Here is a 26762-nt window from a genome sequence, read left to right as displayed (position 1 = left end):
TTTACGGGAAAAATAAGGTATGATGAGATTTGTTACCAGAGAAGACATAGACAAGGGAACGAGTGAGAAAGAAACATGATAGTGACTACACGGCACGAAGCATCGCCTGAAATACAGGAACAAGCCCAAACGCTTGCTTGTAAATTCGGCGTGCGGTTCGTAGAACGAAAAAAAATGTCTGTTGCCCGATTGCATGAGATGAGCAATCACGTCCTTGTCGTCACCGATAACGGTCTTCGGGCATATAGCAAAGAAGCGCCGGAACCGTTTTTCTTTCACCCAGGCATGGCGATGCTTCGTATAAAAAGGCTGCTGAGCGGCGATACTGACGTAATGGTTCAGGCATGTGGCTTGCGTAAAGGCGATTCATTTCTTGATTGTACGCTGGGTCTTGCAGCTGATTCCATAGTCGCATCTTTTGCTGTAGGTACGGAGGGGCGCATTGTAGGGCTCGAATCGGAGCGTATTCCCGGCATTATTGTCGAGGAGGGATTGAAGCGGTACGAAAGCCCTTTGAAGGAAGCGGAGGAGGCGATGCGGCGCATCAAAGTAGTGCCCATGCATCATTTGACTTTTTTGCGGCAATGTGAAAATAATAGTTTTGATATCGTCTATTTTGATCCGATGTTTTTTCAGGCGATTGCGACTTCTGAGAGCATTGCCCCACTTCGGCCGTTTGCTAATTATGAGAAGCTCTCGCATGCGGCTGTAGAAGAAGCGAAACGGGTGGCCCGTCGGCGTGTTGTGATGAAAAACCATCGGGAGAGCCCGGATTTTGAGGGTTTTGGATTTATACGCTTCAAAAGAATGGAACGGGCTTTTACATACGGTATCATTGAGGTTGGAGGCGAAACGAGATGAGCAAGCAAAAGGAAAGAGTACTTGCGATCGTCGGCCCGACCTCAGTAGGTAAGACTGCGCTTAGTCTAGAATTAGGGCGGCGGTTTGCAGGAGAGATTATCTCCGGCGATTCCATGCAATTCTATCGTGGTATGGACATAGGTACAGCGAAAGCGACAGAAGACGAGCGACTTATTATCCCGCATCATCTGATCGATATCCGTAACCCGGATGAAGAAGTAACGGTCGCCGAGTTTCAACAATTGTGCACAGAACGTATCACTGATATTAATGACCGTGGTAAGCTGCCCATGCTTGTAGGGGGGACCGGATTGTATGTGCAATCTGTGCTGTACGATTATAAATTCTCTACGGCAGGTGAAGACGAGGCATATCGTGAAGAGTTGACCGTTTTTGCTGAGACACATGGAAGAGAAGCGCTGCATGCAAAGCTTTTGGCTATTGATCCAGAAACAGCGGGACGCTTGCATCCGAATGATGTAAAGCGGATTATCCGGGCGCTGGAAATTTATCATGTTACCGGGACACCGATGTCACAGTATCAGTCACGGAGCGAAGAATCACCATATGACTTATTGCTTGTCGGTCTGAACATGGACCGAGCCCTTCTGTACGAGCGCATTAATCGACGCGTGGATATCATGATTGCAGAAGGATTGATTGAAGAAGTGAAAGCCTTAATGGCACAAGGTTATGATGCATCGTTACGTTCCATGCAAGCGCTCGGTTACAAGGAAATGTTCGCTTATCTCAACGGAGCTATAACACGTGAAGAAGCAATTGAACTTCTAAAGAAACGAACCCGAAATTTTGCAAAGCGTCAGCTTACCTGGTTCCGCGCTATGAAAGACATCGTCTGGTTTGATGTAACCCCTGTGGGTGAAGATATACCTGTATCTGCATATGAAGCAATTTACAAGACGGTGGCAGGAAAGTTCAGTTAAGCGACGAATATAATAAAAAAGTTATAAGAGCTTGTTCAAAAAGGAGGACAAACAGAGCCGTGAAGTTCAAGACGCAGTAGACCCGAGCAGCGGAGCGTAGAGGAAACTACGTGAGCAGCAGAGGGACAATGCAACGCAGAAATTCGCAGTTCTGTTTCCCGGACTTTTTGAACATCCTCTATAAAGATAAATATAGGAGGTATTACTATGGCAAATACCATTAACATTCAAGATACGTTTTTGAACCATCTGCGCAAGGAAAACGTTCCTGTAACCATTTACCTTGTGAATGGATTCCAGCTGCGCGGACTTGTAAAAGCATTCGACAACTTTACGGTTGTGATTGATACAGAAGGAAAGCAGCAGCTGGTATACAAGCATGCCATTTCTACCTTCTTACCACAACGACCGGTTTCTTTAATGCCTGACAGCGAGTAATCGCTTGAAAGAAGGCAACCTGTGGGTGTCCCAAAAGTAACTTTGGGGCACCCTTCTTTTTTACAGATTAAGAAAGTATATGTCGCTATAAAGCAAGAAAGCAACATACACTCTCTTCCGATTGTATCACTTGAAAAGCTCGCGAGGCGTGTGCCAAACCTTTCTTTTTACCTGTGGAGCGCGTGGCACAGCGGGCGAAAAAGACCGACAACTGTCTCCCTCATTTGAGATACCCAGATGTTTTGTTGGTCCGCCCGAAGTGACAGAAAGCGGCCGTTTGGCTTCTGTGTGGAAAAAGGACGAGCGGCAACGCCCGCAAGTTTTTCTTCATTGTTTTGGCGACTATAATTGTGGGTACATAAGGGAGTGATTTATGCCTTTTTAACGAGGTAAAAATGAGGTTTTTGTCGTAATGTATGTAGTAGGGGGAGATGCATATGCGAGTTAGATTTTTGGATGAAGACGGGGATGAATATGTAATTGAATTAACTGACGTGGAGGAATTGCTGTCCACGTTGCGTAACTCTCGCAGCATCGCATTTAAGCATAGTTGGTATCATATCGGGGACATTATGCAGGAGGAACAAGAGGTTATCGTATCGCTTGTCGACAAGGCGGTAATGGGGAGGTAGAGAATACTTTTCTATGGTTAACCCGGCGGATTGCCGGGTATTTTTTATTTGACTTTACTTGCACAAATGCATTACATTATTTATTGTTGCGTTTAGCCACAGCATCCCTTCCTGTATATAGGGATTCGGCCGCAATGCATGTGTTCGATAGATAAGAGAGAATGGATTCTCCTCTTTTGTCTGCGCAAAAGAGGTTTTTTGTATGAAGATAAGTACAATCGTTTGCAAGGAGGGAAAGCGTTGATTTCAGTCCGCAATCTGGAGAAAGTGTACGGCAGCGGAACGAATGCAGTGCACGCGATTAAAAGCGCAAATTTTGAAATCGAAAAAGGCGAAATTTTCGGGGTCATCGGATTTAGTGGTGCCGGTAAAAGCTCGCTGATTCGCTGCATCAATTTGCTCGAACGTCCAACGTCGGGCGAGGTAGTCATAAACGGCACGGACTTAACCAAGCTCTCATCGGGAGAACTGCGTAAGGCACGCCGCAAAATCGGCATGATTTTCCAACATTTTAACCTACTTTCGTCTGCCACGGTATTTGATAATGTGGCTGCGCCGCTTAAATTAAACAAGGCGTCTAAAGAAGTCATCCAAAAGAAAGTGACCGAGCTGCTCGAAGTAGTTGGTTTATCCAACCGTGCGCAGGCATATCCATCGCAATTATCTGGCGGTCAAAAGCAGCGAGTGGCGATTGCGCGGGCTCTCGCGAATGATCCGGAGATTTTGCTGTGCGACGAAGCGACGTCTGCACTGGATCCGCAGACCACGGAGTCGATTCTCGATCTATTACTTGATATTAATCAGAAGTATAATCTTACCATTATGCTTATTACCCACGAAATGCATGTGGTGAAAAAGATTTGTGATCGCGTAGCCGTAATGGAGGAAGGAAACATTGTTGAGATGGGTTCTGTGCTAGAGATTTTTTCTAGTCCAAAAACGAAAACAACTAAAAACTTTATCCGTAATATTTTTGATGATCAATTACCACCGGGCTTTCTTGAACGTGTTCAACATGCGCCAGGTAGTCGGATTGTGCGTCTCACATTCATTGGTGAAAGTACGGGGCACCCTGTATTGGCTGAGTTGACAGAGAAATTTCATCTAAAGCCCAATATTTTAATCGGCAATATTACGCAAGTAAAGGAAACAACGTTCGGCTATCTCGTTATTTCGCTGAGCGGAGAGGCTGCAGTGCTTGATGAAGCATTAAAGTATGTGGCAGAGAGAGGAATAAAGGCGGAGGTGATTCACCATGTTTAACGGTATGGATCCGCATTGGGATTTATATTTACCTGCGCTACAGGAAACGTTGTATATGGTCGGGTGGTCGATTTTCTTAGGCACCATTATTGGGATTCCGCTTGGCGTTCTGCTCGTGATTACACGACCGGGTCATATTTTTGAACAGCCGATTTTTTATCAGATTACAAGCACGATTATTAATATCATCCGGTCGGTTCCGTTTATCATTCTGCTGTTTGCCTTGATTCCGTTTACTAAGATGCTTATCGGCACCTTCATTGGTGTAGAGGGTGCTATTGTGCCGCTGGTCGTGTATGTAGCACCTTATATCGCGCGTCTGATGGAATCAGCTTTGCTGGAAGTAGACCCAGGACTTATTGAAGCGTTCCAGGCGATGGGTGCTACTCGCCGTCAGATTATCTTTAATGTGATGCTTAAAGAATCGCGCCCTGCTCTTGTACTATCTCTGACCATTGCAGTTATCGGCTTGATCGATGCTACCGCCATGGCTGGTATTATTGGTGCGGGTGGCCTGGGGAACCTGGCATATCGGTACGGTTTCCAGCGTTGGGAAACGCTTGTTATGGTTCTAACAGTTATTATTCTAATTGTATTGGTGCAGTTGCTGCAAACAGCGGGTAACCGGATTGCACGTTCACTGCGTAAAGACTAAAGGTATATAAGAGAAAAGAGAGCTGAGAATAGGGGAGGGGCAGGGCAATGAAAGCATTGCGATTTCAGCCTTCAGAGGCGATGAATCGCCTGCCAGTCCAGTTTTTTTCCGGGCTGACAGGAAAAGTGCAAAAACAGGTGGAAGCGGGATACGATGTAATCAATCTCGGACAGGGGAATCCGGATAAACCTACCCCTTCCCATATTGTCGCTGCACTTCAGCGAGAGGCGGAAAATCCGCTGAATCATAAATATTCGCCATTTCAGGGACGCAAGGAGCTAAAAGAGGCTATCGCGTACTGGTATAAACAGGAGCGCGGTGTACAGCTGAATCCGGAGACAGAAGTTGCTATTCTGTTCGGCGGTAAGGCAGGCTTAGTTGAATTAAGTAACATTTTCCTCAATCCAGGTGATGTTTGCCTCGTGCCGGACCCTGGATATCCGGATTACTGGTCCGGCGTTGCCATGGCGGGTGGCGTAATGGAAATGATGCCGCTTCGTGAAGAGAACGGATTTCTTCCGGATTTTACGCAAATTGCCCCAGACGTGGCACAGCGGGCGAAAATGATGTTCCTTAACTATCCGAACAATCCAACCGGCGCGGTGGCGCCGCGTGCATTCATTGAAGAAGCAGTAAAATTTTGCCGTGACAATGAAGTTTTGCTGATTCATGACTACGCCTATGGCGCGATTGGTTTTGACGGTGTAACTCCTCCTAGTTTCCTGTCTCATCCAGATGCGAAAGATGTTGGTATTGAGGTCTATACGCTGTCCAAATCATACAATATGGCGGGGTGGCGCGTTGGATTCGCTCTCGGAAATCCCGAGGTTGTACGGTTGATTAATCTGTATCAAGATCATTATTTTGTAAGCTTGTTCGGCGCCGTTCAGATGGCCTCTGTTGAAGCGCTGACTGCATCGCAGCAATGTGTATATGATTTATGCGCGATGTACGAATCACGCCGCAATACGCTGTATAATGCCCTGCATCGGATTGGGTGGAAAGCGCAGCCGACGCCTGGCTCCTTCTTTGCCTGGCTTCCGGTACCTGCGGGCTATACTTCCTCTTCATTTGCAGATGTCTTGCTGAATGAAGCGCAGGTAGCGGTGGCACCGGGCATCGGCTTCGGTGAACAGGGCGAAGGCTATGTGCGTGTCGGCCTGCTTGTTGAGGAGCCACGTCTTGAAGAAGCGGCGGAACGGATTCGCAGATTGCATTTGTTTGAATAAAGAAAAAGAGCCTCTGTATAGGGGCTCTTTTGTTATAGTTAGTCAGTGTACATTTCTTGTGTCTTTTATTTGTTGTGCCTGTGCTTTTGATGCCTCAGTTGTCTCGGCTACCTTACAATCCCCACAAATCCAATGCTGGCCCACTTCCTGACCCTGATTCGTCCTCCCACATGTTTCGCATGTAATCATTGTCATTCCTCCTGAGGGTGATTTTGAGGTACTTATATTTTACAATAATTTGGTTAAAATTGAAACGCAGGCTGTTTTCCTGCGTATAAAATAGTATGAAAAGAGAAGAAAGCTAAGGGGGATATCCTTATGAATCCGAAACCAGCTTGCATCGTTATCCATGGGAGTACATTTTTTGCGCCCGTTCTCGTACCGTTGCTGTTTTATTTTCTATCTGATCAGCCATATATTAAAGAAAAAGCGATGGAGGCGTTGCTATTCCATATCTTAATGGGGGTAGCGATTGCGATTTCCTCCTTCCTGATGATTGTGCTCATCGGCTTTGTTCTCGTACCGATTTTTTCGATTATTGCTATCTATTATCCGATTAAAGGAATTATTCGGGCATTGCAGGAAAAGCCGTTCCATTACCCGATTGTGCACGGTTGGGTTCGATAAGGTGAAACTTCACTGAGTGGGGAGGGTTTCATCCTGCACTGAGTGTTAGTTGAACATATCGGACCTTTAGAGGCAGTTTATTCTCCACATATACTTCCTCGTTTTCTCCAAGTCTTGAGGTGAGGGGATTACTGCCTGCTAAGGCGGGATAAAGTGAAACGATGAACACGAACAAAAGACGCGGACTTTGCTTTCAGGCAAACCGCGTCTTTTGTTTATTAAAAAAACTAACGCGGAATCAAGCAAAAAGTTGTGTTATAACTCTAGGAGCGCAAAATACTCCTGTGTTATTGTATAGAAGTGTAGGCAAAAATCAATCCGCAATTTTACACGGAAGGATATCTTTTCTAATGTTACGCGAACTCTTTGTCAATTTGGCTATTATGCTTTCTCTTCTATTTATAGGGCAGCAGTGCGTTAAAAGTGACGATATAAACGCTGCTTCACCCATTCGGAAACGAATGGTTCTTGGAGTGGTGTATGGGGTAATAGGAACGGCATTGGTCGGATTCTATGTTTGGAAAATCGAACTGTTTTACATCGATTTACGGCATATCCCCGTGATGCTGGCGGCCTTATATGGTGGATGGGTGCCTGCTTTGATCGCAGCCTTAATCATCGGAATGATAGAATACCTATTTACCGGATTTGACAGTGGAGTATTTCTCGTGTTTTTACAGTTGATTGTAACCGCTTTGATTTGCGGACTTTTCTCAAATCTGCGCCAGCCCGATAGGATCAAATACGGCATTATGATAATGTATGTTTATATACAAAATGTAACAATATTTGCTATTCTGACTAATGAAATGCTTATCTTAAAGCAGGTTATTTTAGCATACGGACTTGCTTTTACGACTGGCTCCATTTTTGCATTCAAATTTATGCAATATCTCCTGCGAACTGACAGAAAGCTCCGGCTTCTCCAAGCGTCAAGACAGGAGTTGCTGGATACGATACGGGAGCATCAGGGATATATTTTTAAGTTCAGAAAGAAAAATAAAAGATATCATCATACTCTTTACGGAGGACAATTGCCTAACTGCATCGGTATTGCTCCAGAAGAGGTGATAAACCAGAACGCTGTGGCAGTTGTTAAAGAAGGACGTAGTCAGAAGGCGGTTTTCTGCTATGAAGAGGCATGGAAAGGCAAAGAGGTTACGTACGAGCTGACGTATCCAGATAGAGAGAAAACATGCCTAGTCATGTTAAGGCCGATTCAAAAACAAGGAAGGGTAGTGGAAGTTGTGGGTTCGGTTGTTGATATTACGGACAAAAAAGCTGCTCAAAAGGAATTGAAAGCAAGTGAAGCGAAGTATAGGCTGATTACGGAAAATACATTAGACTTAATTGCCTTATGGGATAAAAGCGGAAAGGTAACTTATGTTTCTCCTTCACATAACGCCTGTCTTGGATATGATAGCGAATATTTGCAGGGGCAGTTGAAAACGGAGATCTTTCATCCGGATGATGTGAAAAGCATAGTAGGACAAGTAAAGAAGCTTATTGCCACAAGGGAGCCTTTTACTCTGGAATACCGGGTACGCCATGCTGAAGGATATTGGTTGACACTTGAAGCGACCACGATGCCTGTGCTCAATGAAGAGAAGGAAGTGACCAACTTTGTTGTGATTGCTCGTGATGTGACGGAGCGAAAACAAGCAGAAGAGCGCCTGCGCTTTACAGAGAAGCTCTTAGCGGTAGGAGAGCTAGCAGCTGGAGTAGCTCATGAAATTCGCAATCCGTTAACCACATTGAAAGGATTTGTTCAGTTCATGCGGGAGGGACACCGGGATGATACGTACTTTACTCTTATGGAGTCCGAGCTGGAGCGGATTGAATTGATTACGAACGAGTTTTTGCTTCTGGCGAAACCACAGGCCTATGAATTGAAGCCGCTAAAAGTGGACGTGTTAATGGAAAATGTAACCGTGTTGCTGGTAGCGCAGGCGAATTTGTTCGGCATTGAGCTCAAAATGAAATTTGAACGGGACTTGCCTATTGTAATGTGTGAGGAGAATCTTCTGAAACAGGTGTTTGTAAATCTGATTAAAAATGCGATTGAGGCGATGCCGGATGGGGGAGAAATCGTAATCGAAGTAAAGCGTTCAGGAGATGAATCTATTCGTATTCTCGTGCATGATCAAGGGTGTGGAATCGAAGCGGAGCGTATTTCCAAACTTGGAGAACCATTCTACAGCCTAAAAGAAAAAGGAACCGGGTTAGGATTAATGGTGTGTTTTAAAATCATTAAAGAGCATCACGGGTCCATTCATTTTAGTAGCGAAGTAGGAAAAGGGACGACAGTCGAGATTGTTTTACCGATTAGGAAATAATGAGGGGGATGATGAGCTTATAAAAAAGTCGGCAGGTTTTTTTATTTTGTCGGTCGAAACTTATAGTATCATTGTAAAAATCGAGGTGCAGGGCAATGGAATATGGAGAGATTCGAGCGTATTGTCTAGGCAAACAAGGGGCAGTGGAAACGTTTCCGTTCAGGGACGATGTGGCAGTGATGAAGGTTGGGGACAAGATGTTTGCGCTGCTGTCCCAACGAGATGGTACGTTGCACATTAGCCTGAAATGCGAACCCGATGTAAATGAAGTGTTGCGTGAACAATACGCCGCGATAAAACCTGGCTATCATTTGAACAAGCGGCATTGGAATACGGTGGAGCTGGACGGAACTGTGCCGGTAGAAGAGGTAATCGGCATGGTGGATCGTTCGTACAATCTTGTTTTCAAAAGCTTGAAAAAAGCGGAGCGTGAGGCTATTTGCACATCTTAAATTAATGGTGGAAATGCAATAGGTAACGAGAAAAATTATAGCACACCTCCCCATTTTTAAAATGGGCTTCTATGACTTCCTTTATATGCATATACATATAAAGGTTTGAATGAAGAAGTGGAGGGATAGCTATGTACCTGGGTGTGTTTGACATGAAAGAAAGGCTTGAACAGATGCGCAAGCTGCTAAAGGAGAAACGGCGTCTCCAGGAGATGTTGGAGCAGGATATTCAAGAGATTGAGCGTGATATCGAAATGCTCCAGAAACAGCTGGAAACTGCGGAACGCAGCCTTTCCGTGTAAGCGCATGAATGGGCGTTTGTCCCTCTTCCTCCCTGCCCGGCCGCTGCGTACGATATAGGAGAAGCACGCAAGCAAAGAAGGTGAAGCGGTGACTAAAAAAGAATTGAAACGGTTTGCGAGGCAGAATCCGGAGTTTATGACGTGGGCAAACTCACAGCGTCAGAAAGTAAGAAGCCTGGCCCGACAGCGCAATTATGACTTAATCGTACAGGAATGGGAAAAAAGTAAGCAACCAAAACCGGTTCAGCGCAAAATTATGGCGCATCAAATCGCTGAATCGATGCGAGATGTGCAGAATTTTATGCAGAACGTGGAGAGTGTTTTCAGTAAAATCAGGGCTTTGCATGGATATGCGAAAAACCTCAAAAGGTAAACCTTTTGAGGTTTTTTGTTGGATGCGTAATGTCCTAAATTTATTGTTTAATTTTTTGCGTAGATCGTTTAAAATGAACATGGATTCACGGAAAAATATACTGTTTTGTGCGTAAAGTGAAACTATTTTCTGTGATTTATCGTAGAATCTAAAGTGCTAGAACATGGCAAAGATACAGGAGAAGAAGGGGAGATATCAGGGTGAAAGTAGCTGAATGGTCGGTAAAAAAGCCGATTACCATTGTAATGCTGATCGTGGCAGTAGTCCTGTTCGGCATTATTTCGCTGCCGAAGTTGAAGGTAGATTTGTATCCGGAGATGAACATACCTATAGCAATGGTCGCAACCAGTTATGAAGGGGCGACACCAGAGGAGGTGGAGAATCTTATCTCCAAACCGATGGAAGGAGCCATCGGAACAGTTAGCAATCTTAAGAAGATTCGCTCGGTTTCCATTAACGGTGCGTCCCAGGTTATCGCCGAATTTAACTGGGGTACTGACATGGATCAAGCCACGCTGGATATGCGTGAAAAAGTGGACCTTATACGTGGATCGTTGCCTAAAAGTGCAGGTTCGCCGCGGGTAGTAAAGGCAGACCCGAACAGTACGCCGATTATAGAGCTAGCACTGTCAGGACCGATGGATGTCGTTGAACTGAATAAGGTTGCGAAAGATTTGATAAAGTCCCGTATCGAACGGGTGGATGGCGTTGCCTCTGTAGGGATTACCGGAGGGAAAACACGCGAGATTCAGTTAACGATTAATCCGAATGCGCTTAATACATACGGATTGACTGTTGAGCAGATTACGCAAAGCCTAAGCGCGCGTAACCTGTCCGGTACGGCGGGAAGCGTAACAGAAGGCGATCGCAACGTTAGTATTAAAGTCACAGGAGAATTTGATAACCCACAAGATATTGGTGCTACACCGATTACGTTACCACAGGGAGGAACCATTCAATTGGCGGATCTGCTAACGGTAACGGACGGTTATAAGAAAGTTACTCAGATAGCAACGGTAAATAACCAGCCAAGTCTGGGAATTAGCGTAATGAAAGCATCAGGTGCCAATACGGTTGAGGTAGCCAATGGGGTTACGAAGGAGCTGGAAGCACTTAAGCCGCAATTGCCGCAGGGGGTGAAGCTGGACACCATTCTGGATGATTCCGTGTTCATTAAAGATTCCATCTTCACAGTTGCGGAGCACGCTATTGTAGGCGGTCTATTCGCGGTAGTAATTTTATACTTGTTCCTACATAGCTTTCGTTCCATGCTGGTTGTGGCGATTGTTATTCCGATTTCTGTCGTCGCTACGTTCGCTCTTATGTATTTCGGCGGACAGACGATTAACCTGATTTCACTGGCTGGTCTGACGCTCGGACTTGGTTCACTGGTAGACTTTGCAGTCGTTGTGCTGGAGAGCATCTATCGAAAGCGGCAGGCTGGACTTGATGTTACACTTGCCTCGATTGTAGGGGCAAAAGAGGTAGGCACTGCCGTTATGGCGTCGGCGCTGGCGCAGATTTGCGTATTCCTGCCGATCGTGTTCGTAGAAGGTTTAGCTGCGCAGCTGTTTGGACCGTTGGCGTTGACCGTTGTGTTCTCGCATATTGCCGCGTTGCTTGCCTCGATTACGCTTGTGCCGATGATGGCTTCAAAGCTATTGAAGGAACCTCCACGTGAGGAAGAGGATTATCTGCGCTCTGACAAAAAGACGCCGATGGTTTTGTTCCAAAAAGGCTTCCATCGCGTAAGCAAAGCATACGGACGCTTGATTAGCTGGGCTATTTCCCACCGTAAAACTGTCATACTATCAACGATTATCGCAATGGTTGTCGCCATTGGTGTATTTATTTCGCCGATGGTCGGTAAAGAATTCATGAGCTCGTTTGATCAGGGTGAAATAAAAGTAAGCATTGAGCTTCCTCCAGGCTCTAAATTAGAAGAGACAGAAAACATTGTGCATCAAGTAGAGAAGTTTGTTAATAACATTCCGGAAAAAAATATTGTTAATACCTCAATTGGAAGCTCAGGCGGACCGGATGTTATCCAGACACAGACCGCTCACATGGCATCCGTTCAGTTGAAGCTTGTACCGAAGGACGAGCGCAAGCGTTCAACAGATCAGATTGTAGAAGAGCTTCGTGCGAAAGTTAAAGACATTCCAGGGGCGAAGATTAAGGCGGAAGCTAGTGATTCGAGCGGGATGTCCACTGGAAAACCGATTGCTATTTCGATTCGCGGGGATGATTTAAACGTGCTCGCTGACATTAGTGATACGATTAAAAATATCGTCAAAGAAGTGGACGGCACACGTAATGTGGAGACGTCACTACAGAATGAAACCAAGCAATTTACATTGAAGGTAGACAGTAATCTGGCAGCACAATACGGTGTTACGGCTAGCCAGGTAATGAGTGCTGTACGCACCGCGTTCGATGGCCAGATTGCTACACAGTACCGGACAGGGGACGATGAGATTGATGTCCGTGTTAAGTTTCCGGAAAACTTTAAATCCGAGATGAATAATATCGAAGGACTGATGATGTCCACTCAGTCCGGAGCTCAAGTTGCGGTTGGACAAGTGGCGACAATTTCAAAAGAAGGTATTCCGCAGGAAATTAACCGGACAAATCAGACGCGCGAAGTCAGCGTGAACGGCGATATTATAGGCCGACCTTTGAATGTGGTTAACGAGGAGATTGACGCCAAGCTTGCCCAGTTAAAGCTGCCGGACGGCTACGTTATTGATAAAGGCGGTCAGGCGGAAGCTCAGGCCGAATCGTTCTCAAGTCTGGGTATGGCTATTATTCTTGCTATTGCGCTCGTATACATGGTTATGGCAAGCCAATTTGAGTCACTGTTCTATCCGTTTGTCATTATGTTCTCCATTCCGCCGACGTTTATCGGCGTCGTTATCGGCTTGCTGGTAACCGGATATTCGCTGAACGTATCGGCGTTGATGGGTTGCATTTTGCTGGTCGGTATCGTTGTAAACAATGCGATCGTATTGATTGACTATATCAATACACTACGTGCGGAAGGTATGGAACGGGATGAAGCGGTCAAGAAGGCGGGACCGGTACGGTTGCGTCCGATCCTGATGACGACACTCACCACTGTGCTTGCGATTTTGCCGCTGGCCTTTGGTGGCGGGGAAGGATCAGAAGCGCAGGCTCCGATGGCCATTGTAGTAGCATTCGGTCTAACGTTCTCTACTTTGGTTACCCTTGTGCTTGTACCTGTCGTATATACTTTATTTGATGATAGAATTCAAAAAAAGAGAAAGCGTCGGATGGAACGTCGTGAAAAGAGAAGACAGCGCAGAGAGAAGAAAACAGGAGGAGAATCGTTCAATGCGTAAGATAGTAATAGGAATGACGGTTGCCGGCCTCGTGGCAACGAGCGTCGTTGTAGCAGGATGCGGTGGCGGAAGCCAGGAGGCAGCAGCGCCTGTACAGGCTCAAACTGTACCAGTAGAAGTAGAGCCGGTTCTCAAGGGAACGCTTGATAAAGGCCGAACACTTACAGGCACGACCCAGCCATCGCAAGTGGTCAATGTTGTGCCAAAAGTGAGCGCCAAAGTGACCTCGCTTCCGGTAAAGGTCGGACAAAAAGTGAGCGCGGGCGATGTATTGTTTCGCCTTGACGATAAAGAGCTGCGCGATACGGTAGCTCAGTCACAGGAGAAAGTGGCGCTCTCTCGTGCTTCGCTGGCCCAGACGCAGGCTCAGACGAGAAGCGGAGTTAATTCTGCGCAGTCCGGGGTTAACCAGGCCAACAGTGCATTGGCTCAGGCGAATAGCTCGTATGAACAAGCGCAAAACAGCATTACGAATGCATACAATGATATGGGGCAGGCGAATGCACAGTTGGAAAAAGCCCAGCAGGGATATGAGGATGCAAAAACGAATGCCGAACGAATGGAAATGTTGTTCAAGCAGGGCGCGACAACGAAGAAAGATCTTGAACAGGCACAGACATTGTTGAAGAATGCCCAAATCGCCATTCAGGAAGCGCAAATCCAGCAGAAGAAAGCGGATGTGTCATTAAAGAATGCAGAAGCGTCGAAGCGCAGTGCAGAAGAATCTCGTAAGAACGCGCAGTCCGCACTTGCCACTGCCAAGAAACAGGTGCAAAACGCCGGTGGATCAGAAAGCATAGAAGTGGCACGTAAGCAGCTTGCGCAGGAGGAGTTGAACTTGCGAATCGCGCGCGATAATTTGAATAATGCAGTCGTTGTAGCACCCATCTCCGGAACGATAGGCACGATCAATGGAGAAATAGGGGATTTCTCGTCCCCGCAAAACCCGTTTATAGTACTTGCTAATCTAGATCCGATGAAAGTTGTCATCAATGCGCCGGAAAATCTTATCGGTTTGTTTGCGATGAACCAGACGGTTGGAATCGAAATACCGTCCTTGAAACACAAAACAAATGGTAAAATTGTCAGCATCAGTCCGCTGAATCAGCAGTCGAAAGGGTATCCTGTAACAGTGGAGATACCGAATCCTGAGGGGAACATCAAAGGCGGCATGGCAATTCAGGTGAATGTTGCCTCGCCTACGGCCAAGCAGGGTCTTATCGTTCCAACGAGCGCGATTCTAACGGAAGAGAACAAGCCGTACGTTTATGTAGCGCAAGGAGACAAGCCAGTACGTAAACCGATTACTATTGTCGAGCAGAATAGTGAGCGCACGATGGTGACAGGCTTGAAAGAGGGAGAAAAAGTCATCTTTAAAGGCCAATCGCTAGTAGCAGATGGCGTAAAAATTACCATAAAAAAATAAAAAACGTAAACATTCGTTTAGAAACGAACGCTCCTGTCCATCCTGTGAAAGAGAGTTCTACACAGGAGGGCAGGAGTTATGAAAAAAGCGTTTGGATATGTGCTGGTGCTGCTGATTGCAGTAGGAATTGCCGGTTGTCAGGAACGAACGCCGGAGAAATTGCCGGATGAAACTGCGCAAAGCCAGGAAGTCATCGCCCAGTCACCGTCGCTTGCGGTGTCGCACTCCATTGAAGGGAATACCGTGTATTTAACGTTTTTGACGCGAAACTTTATGTATGCGCCGGAGGGACAGTCCGAAATAGAGCCAGGTGAAGGATACGTGAATGTATGGGTAGATAATAAGCTAACCCGGGTGTATAATAATACGCTTGAGGTGCCGAACCTGACGTCTGGTCCTCACTCGTTTGCGGTTGAACTGGTGCGCAACAATCATAAGCCTTATCCTAACACGAAAATTTCATTTACGATCCGAATCAAATAGCTGCAGAAATGGAGACAGGCGAAACCGCCTGTCTCTTTTTATATGTAAAATAATCTAAAAATATAAAATATATTGACTATTAAAATGCTGTTAAGGTATGATAAGAGAAACCAAAATGCTGCAAAACGGAGTTGCTTATGAATCGGACGGAAAAATCGATGGGAGATTTGAAGCAAGCGTTAAGCCGTGAATACAATCAGGTAAATAAGCGCCTGTTTGATGCTGGCGTACGCAAGCAGCAGGTTGACTGCATTGGTAACAAAATCGTATTCACTACGCTACATAAGCGCGTATATGCGATGCGGACAATCGATGGGAAGAATAGAGAGTTGACCCGAACTCTGGACGTTATGCTTATCGATGAATTCAAGCAGCATCTGCGTAAGCATTTCACCGCAACGTTCGGATTCTCCATCGTATCGATTTTTAAAGATTATGATCCGCATACAGAACTTGCAGCGACTGTCATTATTTTGGAAGAGGATGTAGAAGTATATTTATAGACGGGCCGAATGAACTCGAAACCGAGAGCAGGACAGCCGTCAGTATTTCTGCGCACGAAGATGAACGTGCGGATACTGGCGGCTGTTTTTTTATTTGCTAAATAGTAAGAAGGAGGAAAGAACATGGCGACAGTACGAGACATTGTAAAAGCGTTAGACGATATCACCGGGGGACGGGTGCAGCGCCGCCCCGAAGATGTCACGATGGGAAGACATCCATTTGTAGTCATGAAATCGTCCGGCATTCCCGGCAAGGAAGTCATTGAGACACCAGGACTGGTGTATGGAGATCCAGATTGGCCGGTGCGTCGACTAGCGGTAGCGATGACGATGTCAGAGCAGGATATTGAGCTGGCGCAGGCAATGGAGGTGGACGCAATTATTGCGCACCATCCGCTTGCGGATGCAGCCAGTTCAGGAGGTGTAACATTGAAGCATTACCTTGACTTATATGGCATTGCGGCGCTGGAATTGCATGAAGCATTTCATGGACTTCATCCTGGCATTCCTACGCTTCATGGACATGAGGTGCATCATGTAAATACGCATTTTGCTGGTCTGGAAGGAAATGTACTGTACGCGGGTACTGCATTACCGGAAGTAAAGACGATGGGAGATATTTTACGGCGTTTGTCTGATTATATGGGTTATGAACAGGAGGACAAGCTGCTGAAGGGCGAACAACTGGTTTACGATTCTCCTTTGCTGAAAGAAAGCGGTCATGCCACCCGGGCGCAAATCGTGCTTGGAGACAGAAAAAGCCCTGTGCATCATATTCTGCATATTTTTCCCCATACGGGGTTCACTGCCGAGCATCTTCGTCAGGCAGTACACCTGTTTCCTCATACGGATACGATTATTGCTTCTATTAGCCGGATGCGTCCGGGCCACCCGTTAATTCAGACAGCTAGGGAACTTGGTTTGAATATGCTGTTCGGCAATTCACATGCATTGGAGATTTTCGAAAACGGATTGCCGCTTGCTTATGCATTGGATAGCCTGCTTCCCGAAGTTGAGGTCGTCGTATTCCGGGAACGGGTCGTGTCGATGCCACTCCATGCGGCAGGGTGCACCGCAATCCGTACGTATGGCAAGCAGATGGCGCTCTCGTACCTCGTCAAGAAGATTCCTGTATAAACCCACATACATTCCATGTGATGAATTAAAGGAGGAAATCGCATGTCCAAGCCAGCGGAACAATTGCATGAAATTGTCGATTTGTCAACGGGTGCAGAAGAAGCAGGAAAGCGGGCAGGAGGAAGTAATCGCATTGGATTGTTGTCGGTCGCGCTACTAGGGATTATCTTCATTATTAGTCCCGAAATCATCGGCAATGCGTTTACCAGTATGCTGGACAAAGTGAAGCCGATTGTTGTCGATATATTTTTGATGGGAAATGTAGGCGTATCGATTATACTTAGCGTTATGGTTGGACGTGCGTTGGAAAGGATGGGGTTTACCGATGCGCTCATCCGTCTATTTGTTCCGTTAGCGAACAGGATGAAAATCAATCCTGCAGTCGTTATTCCGGGTGTCTACAATATTCTCGGTGACATTAACGCCGCTGGGCGCATTGGAGGCCCAATTATGAAACAGGCTGGCGCCACACGGGACGAGCAATGTATTGCCATTGCGACCATGGTACAATCCCAACAATCGTTCTCCTGTTTTATGCTTGGCCTCATTGCGCTGTCGTTGGCAGGTATTAATGCTTTCCCTGTTGTACTCTGTGCAGTGTTTGCTCCTTTGGTAATCGTACCATTCGTGCTCAGCAGGACGATATATAGAAATACAAGAGCGGTGGCGCTGAAGGATTTGCCTAGCTTTACACCCAAAACGCCGCCATTTCAGACCATTTTCCAGGGGGCCCGTGAAGGAGCTGAATTGCTGTTCCTGCTCGTGATTCCGGCGATTGCCGTTATTTACAGTTTAATCGGTTTGCTGGATTACATAGGCGTATGGAAACCGTTCGAACAGTCGTTATCCGGATTTCTCGGTTTTGTTGGCGTTCATCCGGGAACAGGAATTACAGCGATTATGGCATCGCCTACGTTGGCGATGGGACAACTGCAAGAAATTGCTGCAAGCATCGATCCTCGGCTGGTCGTTGGTGCGTTCGTGCTGGCGGCATCCGGACTTCCTCTCTCTGATGTGCTCGGTCAAATTCCAGCCATCTGGTCTGTTAATTCGGACGTAACTGCACGGGAAGCGTTAACAGCCGCTATTATTGGAATTATTATGCGTTTTATTACTGTGACGATCATTGCCTTTGGACTTACTCCCTTGCTCGTATAGCCTGCAGGTTTCTTGGACATAATTTTACTAACGAAAAAAAGCCAAGCTCGTACTGAGCCTGGCTTTTCCTCCATCTTAATTCTTATCCTTTAAACATTTGCACGAACATTTTTCCATACGGTCCGCCATCTACAATGCCGATTCCTACTTCAGTAAAAGCAGAATTCAGAATGTTTTTACGGTGACCATCAGAATTCATGAGAGACGTATGTGCTCCCTGTACGGAGGAATTGCCCGCAATGTTTTCACCTGCTGTACGGTATTGCACGCCGTAACGCTTCATCATATCAAACGGAGAGCCATACGTTGGTGATTGGTGACTAAAGTAGTTTTTATCAATCATATCTTTTGCTTTCAGGCGAGCGAGTTTTTGAAGTTCCATGTTAACCTTCAGCGGAGCGAGGCCCTGCTGTGCGCGTTCCTGATTGACAAGGTCAAACATCTGTTTTTCATCTGCTGTTAAACCTTCCGTTGTCGGTTTGCTTTCTACAGGTGCTTGAGCTTGAGTAGGAGCTGGTTTTTGCGCTGGTTTAGGTGCTGGTTTTTGTTGTTCTTCTACAGGCTTCTGAATTTGCTGAAGATTAGGCTTGATTCCCGCTTGCTGGCATTTCTTCAAATACTGATTTACCCAGTTTTGCAGGTCAGCCTGCTTCAAGTTACCATTTTGGGAAGCGAACGTAATAGTCTTCGGCGTAGGGCATTCATTTGCCGCGTGTGTTACCGAGAAGCTGGCTCCTAGCAAAGATGTACACAGTACGGATGCTGCAATGATTTTCTTCATGTTGTCACTCCTGTTGTAAAAAAATTCGGCAAGTTGCCGTAACATTTCACATAGTAACATATAATTCCGAGCAAAGAACATGGTAATGTTTACAAACTGTTTACAGGTAAATAAAATAAATCTGTATATTCTCTATTAGCGCTTGTTGTGTGATACGTTTTTCCCAGGGACAAGAACAGGCGTATTTTTGTACCCTGCCGCTTCTTTGACTCCTAATTTTCCGATTTGATACATACAGTAATAAAAATGAAAGAATGAAAGGCCGTTAGGAAGGAGAACGAAACGCTGAAGCGATTCGGGGTGAGAGAATGAAGGCGACGGGTCAGACTACCACCGGCAATCAGATTAAAGTAGTGTTTCGAAACGAGGATCCCAGACCACAGAGCCGTGAACAGATTATTAGTTCGCGCATGGAGAAGTCGCTTGAACGGGAGTCCGGGGCGTTAAAAGAATTGGAGAACCTGGTTGGGCTTGACGAAGTCAAGAAGCTTGTCTATGAAATCTACGCATTTCTAACGATCCGTAGACTTAGAGAAGAGCAGGGTCTGCGTAATGCGCCGCATATGTTTCATATGGTGTTCCGCGGCAATCCAGGTACGGGCAAGACGACAGTGGCCCGCATTCTCGGCAAATTATTTAAAGATATGGGGGTACTGGAGAAAGGGCATCTTGTGGAAGTGGAGCGCGCTGATTTAGTTGGCGAATATATCGGTCATACCGCATCTAAGACAAGGGATATTATTAAAAAAGCGCTAGGCGGCGTTTTATTTATTGATGAGGCTTATTCACTTGTACGAGGTGGGGAAAAGGATTTCGGCAAAGAATGTATCGATACATTGATTAAAAGCCTGGAAGATGACCGCAAGCAATTGATTGTAATTTTGGCCGGGTATAACGAAGAAATGGACTCGTTTCTCGCATCCAACCCAGGCCTGCCGTCCAGATTTCCAATTAAACTTGACTTTCCCGACTACACGATCCAGCAACTGCTCGATATTGCGGATACAATGTGCAAAGATCAGGTGTACTATTTATCGCCTGAAGCTCGCCAACTAGTACGCAAACAATTAACAGGTGAGAGAGAGGATGGAAGCGATTATTTTAGCAACGCACGTTTTGTAAGAAATATGATCGAGAAAGCGATTCGTCAGCAGGCGATCCGTATCGTAACCAACCACGCCGAGCATCAAGTAAACAGAGAAATGCTCATGGAGCTGAAGGCGGGAGACTTTGAAAAAGAATAAGTATAAAACCGTCCGGTTTTATAGTCGGACGGTTTTATCTTTTACTCCGTCGTCAAAAGCTCGGCTTTTTAAAGGATTTTCGCGTATAAACTCGAAGAAAGTCATAAGGTGATATGGAGTGCTGGTCCATGTTCCGGTCGAATAGAGGAGCCAAACGGAAAGGAAGGGAACGCACAATGAACAGAGTCGAACGCCTTAAGTCGAATGTAGCAGGTGATTTTTATGTCAATGCGGCTTGTATTAACTGCGATACATGTCGTCAGCTTGCGCCGGATATATTTGCAGAAGTAGGCCGTTACTCGGCAGTGACCCGCCAGCCAAAGAGAAAGGAAGAGCAGAGACGGGCACTTTATGCTCTGCTAGCCTGTCCAACGGGTGCCATTGGAAGCGATGATAAAAGTGATATATCAGAAGCGATGGATGCGTTTCCTCTTCAGTTGACTGAACGAGTATACTACTGTGGTTATACCTCACGCAAATCGTTTGGAGCAAGCAGTTACTTTCTTATGCATCCGGACGGCAATTGGCTTATCGATGCGCCGCGATATGTACCTGCTTTTGCGAAAAAGCTAGAAGAAATGGGAGGGGTACGCTATATTTTTTTGACCCATGAGGATGATGTTGCCGATGCGAAACGATATGCCCTTTATTTTGGTGCAGAACGGATTATTCATAAACTGGAGCAAGAAGCACAGCCGGATGCTGAACATATTATTGAGGGTACAGAGGCTCTGGATTGGAAGCCAGGCTTTCGTATCATTCCTGTTCCGGGCCATACCGCGGGCCATATCGTACTACTGCATGATGACACATTTCTGTTCACTGGCGACCATCTGTCCTGGGATCGGGATACAGGAAAGCTGGACGGTCATAAAGACCATTGCTGGTACTCGTGGAGAAGACAGGGGGAGTCAATGGCTCGATTGCTTGAAGAAGAATTCGAATGGGTGCTGCCGGGTCATGGAGACAGAGTGCACCTATCGCGGGAAAGAATGAAAGAAGCGTTGCATATGCTGATTAAAGAAATGAAAGAGGAACGCCTATAATGTTAAGGCGGAGCGGTTTGAGATGGCCGTTCCGCCTTACTTGCGTATAACATGGGCGTCTATTTGGTCAGATGAAGGGTAGCGGCAGCCAGCGTGTCCAGCTTTTGCTTGGCTTTTTTAGTCTGTTCTATCCCTTCCATCGTTTTAACTGCATCGGCATTCTTCATACCGGCAAGCTGTATCCCTAATCCTTCCCGGTATTCCGTAAGGATCGCTTCATATGCTTCTTTTCGCTTTTGCAGGAGCGGGTCATCGAACCGTAGCTCGTTATGCACTGTATTCCATATATACAGAATTTCCTGCCGGGCTGTTTCAAAGCTTTCCTGTGCCTCGATAAATTCATCGTTATGCTGCATTTCCGTTAGGATGAGCTGTAGTTCTTTTTCGATCGTTTGTGCTTTGGTGATGGATTCGGCGAGAGCTTTAAGGGATGTTTCATCACGGGAGCCTGCCAACATTGAAAAATGCTGTAAATCTGATGCTTCGACAGGTTGCTGTTGACTCGTCTCTTCGGTGGCACCTGTTTTCCCAAACTCGCATCCACCTGCAACCAATAAGAGAGTGGCGAGTAGTATCAAGGCCATTACAAATCTATATGCTTTCAAGTGAATGTCCACCTCCTGTTTTCAATATATGAGCCTGTCCATGCAAATAGGATATAAACAAATTATTTAGTTAATCTTTTTAATTTTTGTAACCGTTATCCACTAAAATTCGTATGTAAAGGTATAAAATTCCACGATAGAAGGAGAGGAAGGAGGATGCTCGAACTTTATTGGATTTGTCTCATCATCGGTGTCGTCTTTGCGCTGATTACGGTCTTACTTGGTGAACTCATCGATAGTGCGTTGGATGGATTGCTTGACTTTCTGCACCTGGACTTCGGGCACGTACTACGTCCACTAGTCTTTATCGGAGGACTGGTTGGATTCGGTGGCGCCGGTATCGTACTGACGCAGGTATTATTGCTCGCACAGATTATCGTGCTTGGTATGTCACTTATCATCGGTTTCATTTTCGCGGTTCTTATGTATCTTGTTTTCATTAAGCCGATGCAGAAGGCAGAGAATACGAGTGGCTTTTCTGTCCGGGATTTAATCGGATATCCCGGTGAGGTCATTACCCCCATTCCCGCTAAGGGATGTGGGGAAGTGCTGTTAAAGGTAGGGGCCGGTCATACCAATCAGATTGCCGAGAGCGTAACACGAAGTGAGATCCCGAATGGAGTACGAATCGTAGTCGTCGATGTGGGAAAGGATGGCACGTTATACGTAACGCCATTTGATGAAAGTTAGCATAGAAGGAGGAATATACAATGCTAGTAGGTTTAGGTGTACTTACAGTTCCAATTATTGTGGTAGTTATTCTGGTGGTACTTGGACTCGCTTTCTGGGCGCGTTATAAGACAGTAGGTCCAGATGAAGCCATGATCGTTACAGGTACATTTCTTGGAAGTAAGAGTGTCGTAACAGATGAGTCTGGCCGAAGTATTAAAATCGTACGTGGCGGGGGAGCATTCATTCTTCCTATTTTCCAGAGTGCTGAATTTATTTCGTTGTTATCACATAAACTTGATATTTCTACACCTGAAGTATATACCGAACAAGGTGTACCAGTCATGGCGGACGGGGTAGCTATTATCAAAATTGGCAGCTCAATCGAAGACGTATCCACCGCGGCCGAACAGTTCATGGGTAAGCCGATCGAAGCGCTCAAGAGTGAAGCCCAGGAGGTGCTTGAAGGTCACTTGCGTGCTATTCTTGGTTCGATGACCGTAGAAGAGGTGTATCGTAATCGGGATCGTTTCGCACAGGAAGTGCAGGGCGTGGCTGCAAAAGATTTAAAAAAGATGGGCTTGCAAATCGTCTCTTTCACTATTAAAGATGTACGGGATAAACACGGCTATCTCGATGCCTTGGGACGGCCTCGCATCGCAGCAGTAAAGCGCGATGCTGACATTGCTGAGGCAGAGGCTGTTCGTGATTCTCGCATTAAGAAAGCATTGGCAGAAGAGGAAGGACAGAAAGCGGAGCTTCTGCGTGATACGAACATTGCGGAAGCGTCCAAGGAAAAGGAATTGAAGGTCGCATCATTCAAAAAAGATCAAGACATGGCCAAAGCCGAAGCGGACCAAGCGTACTTCGTTCAGGAGGCGCGTTCCAAACAGTCGGTAGTAGAAGAACAAATGAGGGTCGAGCTAGTGCGTAAAGAACGGGAAATCGACCTGGAAGAGAAAGAGATTCTACGTCGTGAGAAGCAATATGATGCAGAAGTGAAGAAGAAAGCAGACGCTGATCGCTATGCGGTCGAACAGGCAGCGGAAGCGGAGAAAGCGAAGCGGATGCGGGAAGCGGACGCACATAAATATCGTATTGAGGCAGAAGCAAAAGCGATGGCCGAACAGAAGCGTTTGGATGGTCTGGCGATTGCCGAAGCGGAGCGTGCTAAAGGTTCGGCGGAAGCGGAGGTTGTGCGCCTGAGAGGTCTGGCTGAAGCGGAGGCGAAAGAGAAGCTTGCCGAAGCGTTCCAGAAGTTCGGTGAGGCAGCTGTGCTTGATATTATCGTGAAGATGCTACCAGAGCTGGCGGGCAAGATTGCCGAACCGATGGGCAATATCGAAAAATTAACGGTAGTAGATACTGGGAAAGGCGATGGCGCAGCTCGTGTGAGCAACTATGTTACATCGCTTATGGCAACCGCGCCGCAAATGGTTAAGGATGTGTCCGGCTTAGACCTCGAACAACTTGTTAAGAGCTTGGCGGGAAAGAAGGAAGCCCCGGCCGTGACAACGGTACAGCCATCGACAGTGCCCTCGCAGATTCATGACGTTTTTACTGAAAAGACAGATTTTCCGGATGTGGGAGCAAAAGAGAAATCTGAATAGAACATGCGGATACAAAATAACGATTCTCCTGCTTGTAAATAGCGGGAGAATCGTAACCACGGTGATCGCGGTTTTTATACGAGTCATCATTTTTTCATTTAATAGCTACCATACTTATCTGTTGCGGGTGGCCCAATCATGTCCGTCAAGGCAAGGTACAGATTTTCCGGATATTCCGCAAGTCGATGGCACAGATACAAATACCATTCTTGTCCGTATGTTAAATACATTCTTGCTGTATACCCGTTATCTTTTGCATTCTTTAATAAATCAGGACGTATACCGTAGAGCATTTCTACCTCTACATGTGAACGGGCAAGACAGTGACGCTGCTCTATTTGCTGAATCAGCGACTCATCATGGGTAGCTATGGATAATGGATGATTTGCTTCCATCACTTGTTCTACAAGCTGGAGGTAGCGATCATTTAATTCCTTTGATCTGGGAATAGCTACATTGCAAGGCTCCTGATATGCCCCTTTAACAATTCGTATTTTCCCTGGATAATTCATCAATTCATGAAGATCCTGAACTGAGCGATATAAATGCGCCTGTATGCTTATACCTACATTGGAATAGTGCCTGACTGCTCTCTTGTAGATGTCAAGAATATCGTCCGTTTTAGAGGATTCCTCCATGCTAACCATCACTGTGATATTGTATGATTTTGCTTTCTCGGCTAACTCTACGAGATGAGTATAAGTTATTTCAGTGTCCACTAGCAGTCCGATATGAGATAAGTCGAGCGAAACGGTCTGGTTTATGGATGCAGCCCCCATCTCTTCGATAAGCTGCAAAAACTCTTCTTTGGCTTCATGACATTCCCCTGCACCTTTTATGTTTTCACCTATGTATTCTAGTGAAACCGCGTATCCTTTTCTTATCATTTCTTTCGCTACGGTGATTCCATCCTGTCTGCTTTCTCCCGTTATGAATCGTTTTGCCGCTTGCAAAACCAACGGATACAGTTCCTCCGATTGTTGGAGGTATGATTTGATGTGCTCGCTTCGTGCAATTGATTTAAGTGCCTGCGCTGCTTGAACTTGTGGAGTTAACATCCCATTCACCCTTTCTTCCTGAACTGACTTAACTGTAGCATGGTAGAATGGTCTAAGTTAGTACCGCTTATTATAAATTTTGATAGTACCACTTTTAGTGAAGAGAGGAATAAATGGATATGCTTTGGATACCAATTAATCGGTCAGTAGACATCCCATTGATTCGGCAAGTGTATCAGCACATACGGGAGCGGATTTTGAATGGAGAATTGCATGCGGGGTATAAATTACCATCCACACGAGAATTGGCGTCTGATTTAGATGTGTCCAGAAACGTAATTTTAGAGGCATACGATCAATTGCTTGCGGAAGGGTTCATCGAAACGCGAAGAGGTTCAGGTACATTTGTTGCCGCAGGAACGTATTTGACAGAACACAAAAAAATGCATGTGCCGTCTTTTGTGTATCGCTGTCAGGATGAGAATAAGCACAGCAATGTTATTAGTTTTCGATCTGGAATACCGGAGTTGGATTTATTTCCGCGTAAGACATGGGCGAAATTGTCTCACAGTATATGGAATGAAGCGTCCCCTTCTGCATTTGGATACGATATTCCAGAAGGACGCCCGGAATTAAGAGAAGTGCTGTCTCGCTATTTATTAAAAACAAGGGGCGTGTATTGTCATCCGGAACAGCTTGTGATTACATCTGGAGCGACACAGGCATTAACCCTTGTCGCAAAGCTGTTTTTGTCAGCAGGCGATGAAGTAATTATGGAAGATCCAATCACGAATGATATTCAGATGATTTTTGCATCACAAGGCGCTTCCCTGTATCCTGTACCAGTAGACGAGCATGGTATGAAGACCTTCCTGTTACCCGAAAACAAAAGCCCCAAGTTTGTCTTTGTTACACCTTCTCACCAGTTTCCATTAGGAGGAACCTTGCCGATACAACGGCGGATCGAGCTAATCAACTATGCGAGAGAAGTGGGGAGCTATATTGTCGAGGATGACTATGATAGCGAGTTTCGATACGAAGGACCACCGGTGAGTTCATTGCAGGGGTTAGAGTTGGAGCGTGTTATTTATATTGGCTCATTCAGTAAAATTTTATCGCCGGCCCTTCGGATGGGATATATTATCCTTCCTCCGCAACTTATCGAAAGCTGCCGGAGGCTGAAGTGGTTTACGGATCTTCATACGCCTTCTTTGGATCAGTTGATTCTCGCACGTTTTATTGACGAAGGTTACTTGGAACGGCATATTGCCAGGATGAAGAAACTATATAGAAGTCGGAGGGATGTCTTAATCCGTTGCCTGAAGACGACATTCTCTGAACAAATTAAGATTTTTGGAGAGTCAACAGGCTTGCATCTTGTCGTAGAATTTCAGGGATGCCTATTTTCAAAAGAAGTGCTTGAGAAGATGCTGTATTTTGGAATACGCATATATCCGGTAGAAGATCATGCAATTGAAAAAGGAAGGCATAACAATCGGCTTATCCTGGGCTATGGGCATTTGAAGCCGGAGGAGATAGAGGAAGGTATAGCCAGACTACATCAGGCAGTGGCCAGCCGACCATAAGAAACGATACGTCACTGCATTATTTTGCTCTTCATAGTTGTC

27 protein-coding genes are annotated in these 26762 nt (G+C 45.9%); 23 read left to right on the top strand and 4 right to left on the bottom strand.

Annotated features, from left to right (window positions below):
* Positions 1-75: 75 nt before the first annotated feature.
* The 7 genes from AF333_RS23165 to AF333_RS23135 all read left to right on the top strand — a co-directional run bounded on the left by AF333_RS23165 (position 76) and on the right by AF333_RS23135 (position 6022).
* Positions 76-861: a class I SAM-dependent methyltransferase gene (locus AF333_RS23165; protein ID WP_043067822.1), complete on the top strand. Its 786-nt coding sequence runs from the start codon at positions 76-78 to the stop codon at positions 859-861.
* A complete protein-coding gene (miaA, locus tag AF333_RS23160; protein ID WP_043067821.1) occupies positions 858-1805 on the top strand; it encodes a tRNA (adenosine(37)-N6)-dimethylallyltransferase MiaA in 948 nt (315 codons plus the stop codon). The genes AF333_RS23165 and miaA overlap by 4 nt, the downstream gene beginning before the upstream one ends.
* Positions 1806-2012: 207 nt before the next feature.
* Positions 2013-2243: an RNA chaperone Hfq gene (gene hfq, locus AF333_RS23155; protein WP_021619402.1), complete on the top strand. Its 231-nt coding sequence runs from the start codon at positions 2013-2015 to the stop codon at positions 2241-2243.
* Between the two features lie 437 nt (positions 2244-2680).
* On the top strand, positions 2681-2875 hold the full coding sequence (locus AF333_RS23150; RefSeq protein ID WP_043067820.1) for a hypothetical protein: 195 nt from the start codon (positions 2681-2683) through the stop codon (positions 2873-2875).
* A gap of 240 nt (positions 2876-3115) precedes the next feature.
* Complete coding sequence (locus tag AF333_RS23145; protein ID WP_043067819.1) at positions 3116-4138, top strand: methionine ABC transporter ATP-binding protein; 1023 nt, start codon at positions 3116-3118, stop codon at positions 4136-4138.
* Complete coding sequence (locus AF333_RS23140) at positions 4131-4793, top strand: methionine ABC transporter permease (protein WP_043067818.1); 663 nt, start codon at positions 4131-4133, stop codon at positions 4791-4793. Before AF333_RS23145 ends, AF333_RS23140 begins: the two co-directional genes overlap by 8 nt.
* Positions 4794-4849: 56 nt before the next feature.
* Positions 4850-6022 (top strand): pyridoxal phosphate-dependent aminotransferase, encoded by a 1173-nt coding sequence (locus tag AF333_RS23135; protein WP_043068251.1) that lies wholly within the window; start codon positions 4850-4852, stop codon positions 6020-6022.
* Between the two features lie 42 nt (positions 6023-6064).
* Here AF333_RS23135 and AF333_RS33930 read toward each other — a convergent pair whose 3' ends face one another.
* Positions 6065-6211 (bottom strand): hypothetical protein, encoded by a 147-nt coding sequence (locus AF333_RS33930; protein ID WP_158502508.1) that lies wholly within the window; start codon positions 6209-6211, stop codon positions 6065-6067.
* A gap of 129 nt (positions 6212-6340) precedes the next feature.
* Here AF333_RS33930 and AF333_RS23130 point away from each other — a divergent pair, with 129 nt between their 5' ends.
* The 11 genes from AF333_RS23130 to AF333_RS23085 all read left to right on the top strand — a co-directional run bounded on the left by AF333_RS23130 (position 6341) and on the right by AF333_RS23085 (position 18181).
* Entirely contained in the window at positions 6341-6649 is a 309-nt protein-coding gene (locus AF333_RS23130) for a DUF4870 domain-containing protein (protein ID WP_043067817.1), read from the top strand.
* Positions 6650-6999: 350 nt separating this feature from the next.
* Positions 7000-8985 (top strand): PAS domain S-box protein, encoded by a 1986-nt coding sequence (locus AF333_RS23125; RefSeq protein ID WP_052812326.1) that lies wholly within the window; start codon positions 7000-7002, stop codon positions 8983-8985.
* A gap of 95 nt (positions 8986-9080) precedes the next feature.
* The gene (locus AF333_RS23120; RefSeq protein ID WP_043067816.1) at positions 9081-9437 is read left to right on the top strand and encodes an MmcQ/YjbR family DNA-binding protein; all 357 of its coding nucleotides are present in this window, start codon (positions 9081-9083) and stop codon (positions 9435-9437) included.
* 131 nt (positions 9438-9568) lie between these two features.
* Complete coding sequence (locus AF333_RS34220; RefSeq protein WP_162836853.1) at positions 9569-9739, top strand: hypothetical protein; 171 nt, start codon at positions 9569-9571, stop codon at positions 9737-9739.
* Between the two features lie 88 nt (positions 9740-9827).
* Positions 9828-10112 (top strand): hypothetical protein, encoded by a 285-nt coding sequence (locus tag AF333_RS23115; protein ID WP_043067815.1) that lies wholly within the window; start codon positions 9828-9830, stop codon positions 10110-10112.
* 200 nt (positions 10113-10312) lie between these two features.
* Positions 10313-13474, top strand: a complete 3162-nt coding sequence (locus AF333_RS23110) for an efflux RND transporter permease subunit (RefSeq protein ID WP_043067814.1) — start codon at positions 10313-10315, stop codon at positions 13472-13474.
* Positions 13467-14900 (top strand): efflux RND transporter periplasmic adaptor subunit, encoded by a 1434-nt coding sequence (locus tag AF333_RS23105; protein WP_043067813.1) that lies wholly within the window; start codon positions 13467-13469, stop codon positions 14898-14900. The genes AF333_RS23110 and AF333_RS23105 overlap by 8 nt, the downstream gene beginning before the upstream one ends.
* A 78-nt stretch (positions 14901-14978) precedes the next feature.
* Complete coding sequence (locus AF333_RS23100; protein ID WP_043067812.1) at positions 14979-15383, top strand: hypothetical protein; 405 nt, start codon at positions 14979-14981, stop codon at positions 15381-15383.
* Between the two features lie 137 nt (positions 15384-15520).
* Positions 15521-15886, top strand: a complete 366-nt coding sequence (locus AF333_RS23095; protein WP_043067811.1) for a Na-translocating system protein MpsC family protein — start codon at positions 15521-15523, stop codon at positions 15884-15886.
* A gap of 123 nt (positions 15887-16009) precedes the next feature.
* Positions 16010-17023 carry a Nif3-like dinuclear metal center hexameric protein gene (locus AF333_RS23090; protein ID WP_043067810.1) on the top strand — a complete coding sequence of 338 codons (1014 nt, stop codon included), beginning with the start codon at positions 16010-16012 and terminating at the stop codon, positions 17021-17023.
* 42 nt (positions 17024-17065) lie between these two features.
* Positions 17066-18181: a hypothetical protein gene (locus AF333_RS23085; protein WP_052812325.1), complete on the top strand. Its 1116-nt coding sequence runs from the start codon at positions 17066-17068 to the stop codon at positions 18179-18181.
* An 82-nt stretch (positions 18182-18263) separates the two neighbouring features.
* Here AF333_RS23085 and AF333_RS32370 read toward each other — a convergent pair whose 3' ends face one another.
* On the bottom strand, positions 18264-18962 hold the full coding sequence (locus tag AF333_RS32370; RefSeq protein ID WP_043067809.1) for a CAP domain-containing protein: 699 nt from the start codon (positions 18960-18962) through the stop codon (positions 18264-18266).
* 308 nt (positions 18963-19270) lie between these two features.
* Between AF333_RS32370 and AF333_RS23075 the strand changes: the two genes are divergently transcribed.
* A complete protein-coding gene (locus tag AF333_RS23075) occupies positions 19271-20206 on the top strand; it encodes an AAA family ATPase (protein WP_043067808.1) in 936 nt (311 codons plus the stop codon).
* Between the two features lie 176 nt (positions 20207-20382).
* Positions 20383-21252, top strand: coding sequence for an MBL fold metallo-hydrolase (locus tag AF333_RS23070; protein ID WP_043067807.1), 870 nt, complete (start codon positions 20383-20385; stop codon positions 21250-21252).
* 59 nt (positions 21253-21311) lie between these two features.
* Here the strand turns inward: AF333_RS23070 and AF333_RS23065 are convergent, their stop codons facing one another.
* Positions 21312-21857 carry a hypothetical protein gene (locus AF333_RS23065; RefSeq protein WP_043067806.1) on the bottom strand — a complete coding sequence of 182 codons (546 nt, stop codon included), beginning with the start codon at positions 21855-21857 and terminating at the stop codon, positions 21312-21314.
* A gap of 156 nt (positions 21858-22013) precedes the next feature.
* Here AF333_RS23065 and AF333_RS23060 point away from each other — a divergent pair, with 156 nt between their 5' ends.
* Positions 22014-22547, top strand: a complete 534-nt coding sequence (locus AF333_RS23060; RefSeq protein ID WP_043067805.1) for a hypothetical protein — start codon at positions 22014-22016, stop codon at positions 22545-22547.
* A gap of 20 nt (positions 22548-22567) precedes the next feature.
* Complete coding sequence (locus AF333_RS23055) at positions 22568-24136, top strand: flotillin family protein (protein ID WP_080787906.1); 1569 nt, start codon at positions 22568-22570, stop codon at positions 24134-24136.
* Positions 24137-24234: 98 nt separating this feature from the next.
* On the opposite strand, the gene AF333_RS23050 is transcribed toward AF333_RS23055, so the two are convergent.
* The gene (locus tag AF333_RS23050) at positions 24235-25194 is read right to left on the bottom strand and encodes a proline dehydrogenase family protein (protein WP_043068247.1); all 960 of its coding nucleotides are present in this window, start codon (positions 25192-25194) and stop codon (positions 24235-24237) included.
* A gap of 119 nt (positions 25195-25313) precedes the next feature.
* On the opposite strand from AF333_RS23050, the gene pdxR reads away from it, so the two are divergent.
* On the top strand, positions 25314-26720 hold the full coding sequence (pdxR, locus tag AF333_RS23045; protein WP_043068246.1) for a MocR-like pyridoxine biosynthesis transcription factor PdxR: 1407 nt from the start codon (positions 25314-25316) through the stop codon (positions 26718-26720).
* The last annotated feature ends 42 nt before the right edge of the window (positions 26721-26762 follow it).

The sequence above is a fragment of the Aneurinibacillus migulanus genome (assembly GCF_001274715.1).
Taxonomy (GTDB): domain Bacteria; phylum Bacillota; class Bacilli; order Aneurinibacillales; family Aneurinibacillaceae; genus Aneurinibacillus; species Aneurinibacillus migulanus.
This window is presented reverse-complemented; position numbering and strand designations above follow the sequence as displayed.

Coding starts and splice junctions, on each gene's coding strand:
- AF333_RS23165 (WP_043067822.1), top strand. CDS start 76: ATGATAGTGACTACACGGCACGAAGCATCGCCTGAAATACAGGAACAA.
- miaA (WP_043067821.1), top strand. CDS start 858: ATGAGCAAGCAAAAGGAAAGAGTACTTGCGATCGTCGGCCCGACCTCA.
- hfq (WP_021619402.1), top strand. CDS start 2,013: ATGGCAAATACCATTAACATTCAAGATACGTTTTTGAACCATCTGCGC.
- AF333_RS23150 (WP_043067820.1), top strand. CDS start 2,681: ATGCGAGTTAGATTTTTGGATGAAGACGGGGATGAATATGTAATTGAA.
- AF333_RS23140 (WP_043067818.1), top strand. CDS start 4,131: ATGTTTAACGGTATGGATCCGCATTGGGATTTATATTTACCTGCGCTA.
- AF333_RS33930 (WP_158502508.1), bottom strand. CDS start 6,211: ATGATTACATGCGAAACATGTGGGAGGACGAATCAGGGTCAGGAAGTG.
- AF333_RS23130 (WP_043067817.1), top strand. CDS start 6,341: ATGAATCCGAAACCAGCTTGCATCGTTATCCATGGGAGTACATTTTTT.
- AF333_RS23125 (WP_052812326.1), top strand. CDS start 7,000: ATGTTACGCGAACTCTTTGTCAATTTGGCTATTATGCTTTCTCTTCTA.
- AF333_RS23120 (WP_043067816.1), top strand. CDS start 9,081: ATGGAATATGGAGAGATTCGAGCGTATTGTCTAGGCAAACAAGGGGCA.
- AF333_RS34220 (WP_162836853.1), top strand. CDS start 9,569: ATGTACCTGGGTGTGTTTGACATGAAAGAAAGGCTTGAACAGATGCGC.
- AF333_RS23105 (WP_043067813.1), top strand. CDS start 13,467: ATGCGTAAGATAGTAATAGGAATGACGGTTGCCGGCCTCGTGGCAACG.
- AF333_RS23100 (WP_043067812.1), top strand. CDS start 14,979: ATGAAAAAAGCGTTTGGATATGTGCTGGTGCTGCTGATTGCAGTAGGA.
- AF333_RS23095 (WP_043067811.1), top strand. CDS start 15,521: ATGAATCGGACGGAAAAATCGATGGGAGATTTGAAGCAAGCGTTAAGC.
- AF333_RS23090 (WP_043067810.1), top strand. CDS start 16,010: ATGGCGACAGTACGAGACATTGTAAAAGCGTTAGACGATATCACCGGG.
- AF333_RS23085 (WP_052812325.1), top strand. CDS start 17,066: ATGTCCAAGCCAGCGGAACAATTGCATGAAATTGTCGATTTGTCAACG.
- AF333_RS32370 (WP_043067809.1), bottom strand. CDS start 18,962: ATGAAGAAAATCATTGCAGCATCCGTACTGTGTACATCTTTGCTAGGA.
- AF333_RS23075 (WP_043067808.1), top strand. CDS start 19,271: ATGAAGGCGACGGGTCAGACTACCACCGGCAATCAGATTAAAGTAGTG.
- AF333_RS23070 (WP_043067807.1), top strand. CDS start 20,383: ATGAACAGAGTCGAACGCCTTAAGTCGAATGTAGCAGGTGATTTTTAT.
- AF333_RS23060 (WP_043067805.1), top strand. CDS start 22,014: ATGCTCGAACTTTATTGGATTTGTCTCATCATCGGTGTCGTCTTTGCG.
- AF333_RS23055 (WP_080787906.1), top strand. CDS start 22,568: ATGCTAGTAGGTTTAGGTGTACTTACAGTTCCAATTATTGTGGTAGTT.
- AF333_RS23050 (WP_043068247.1), bottom strand. CDS start 25,194: ATGTTAACTCCACAAGTTCAAGCAGCGCAGGCACTTAAATCAATTGCA.
- pdxR (WP_043068246.1), top strand. CDS start 25,314: ATGCTTTGGATACCAATTAATCGGTCAGTAGACATCCCATTGATTCGG.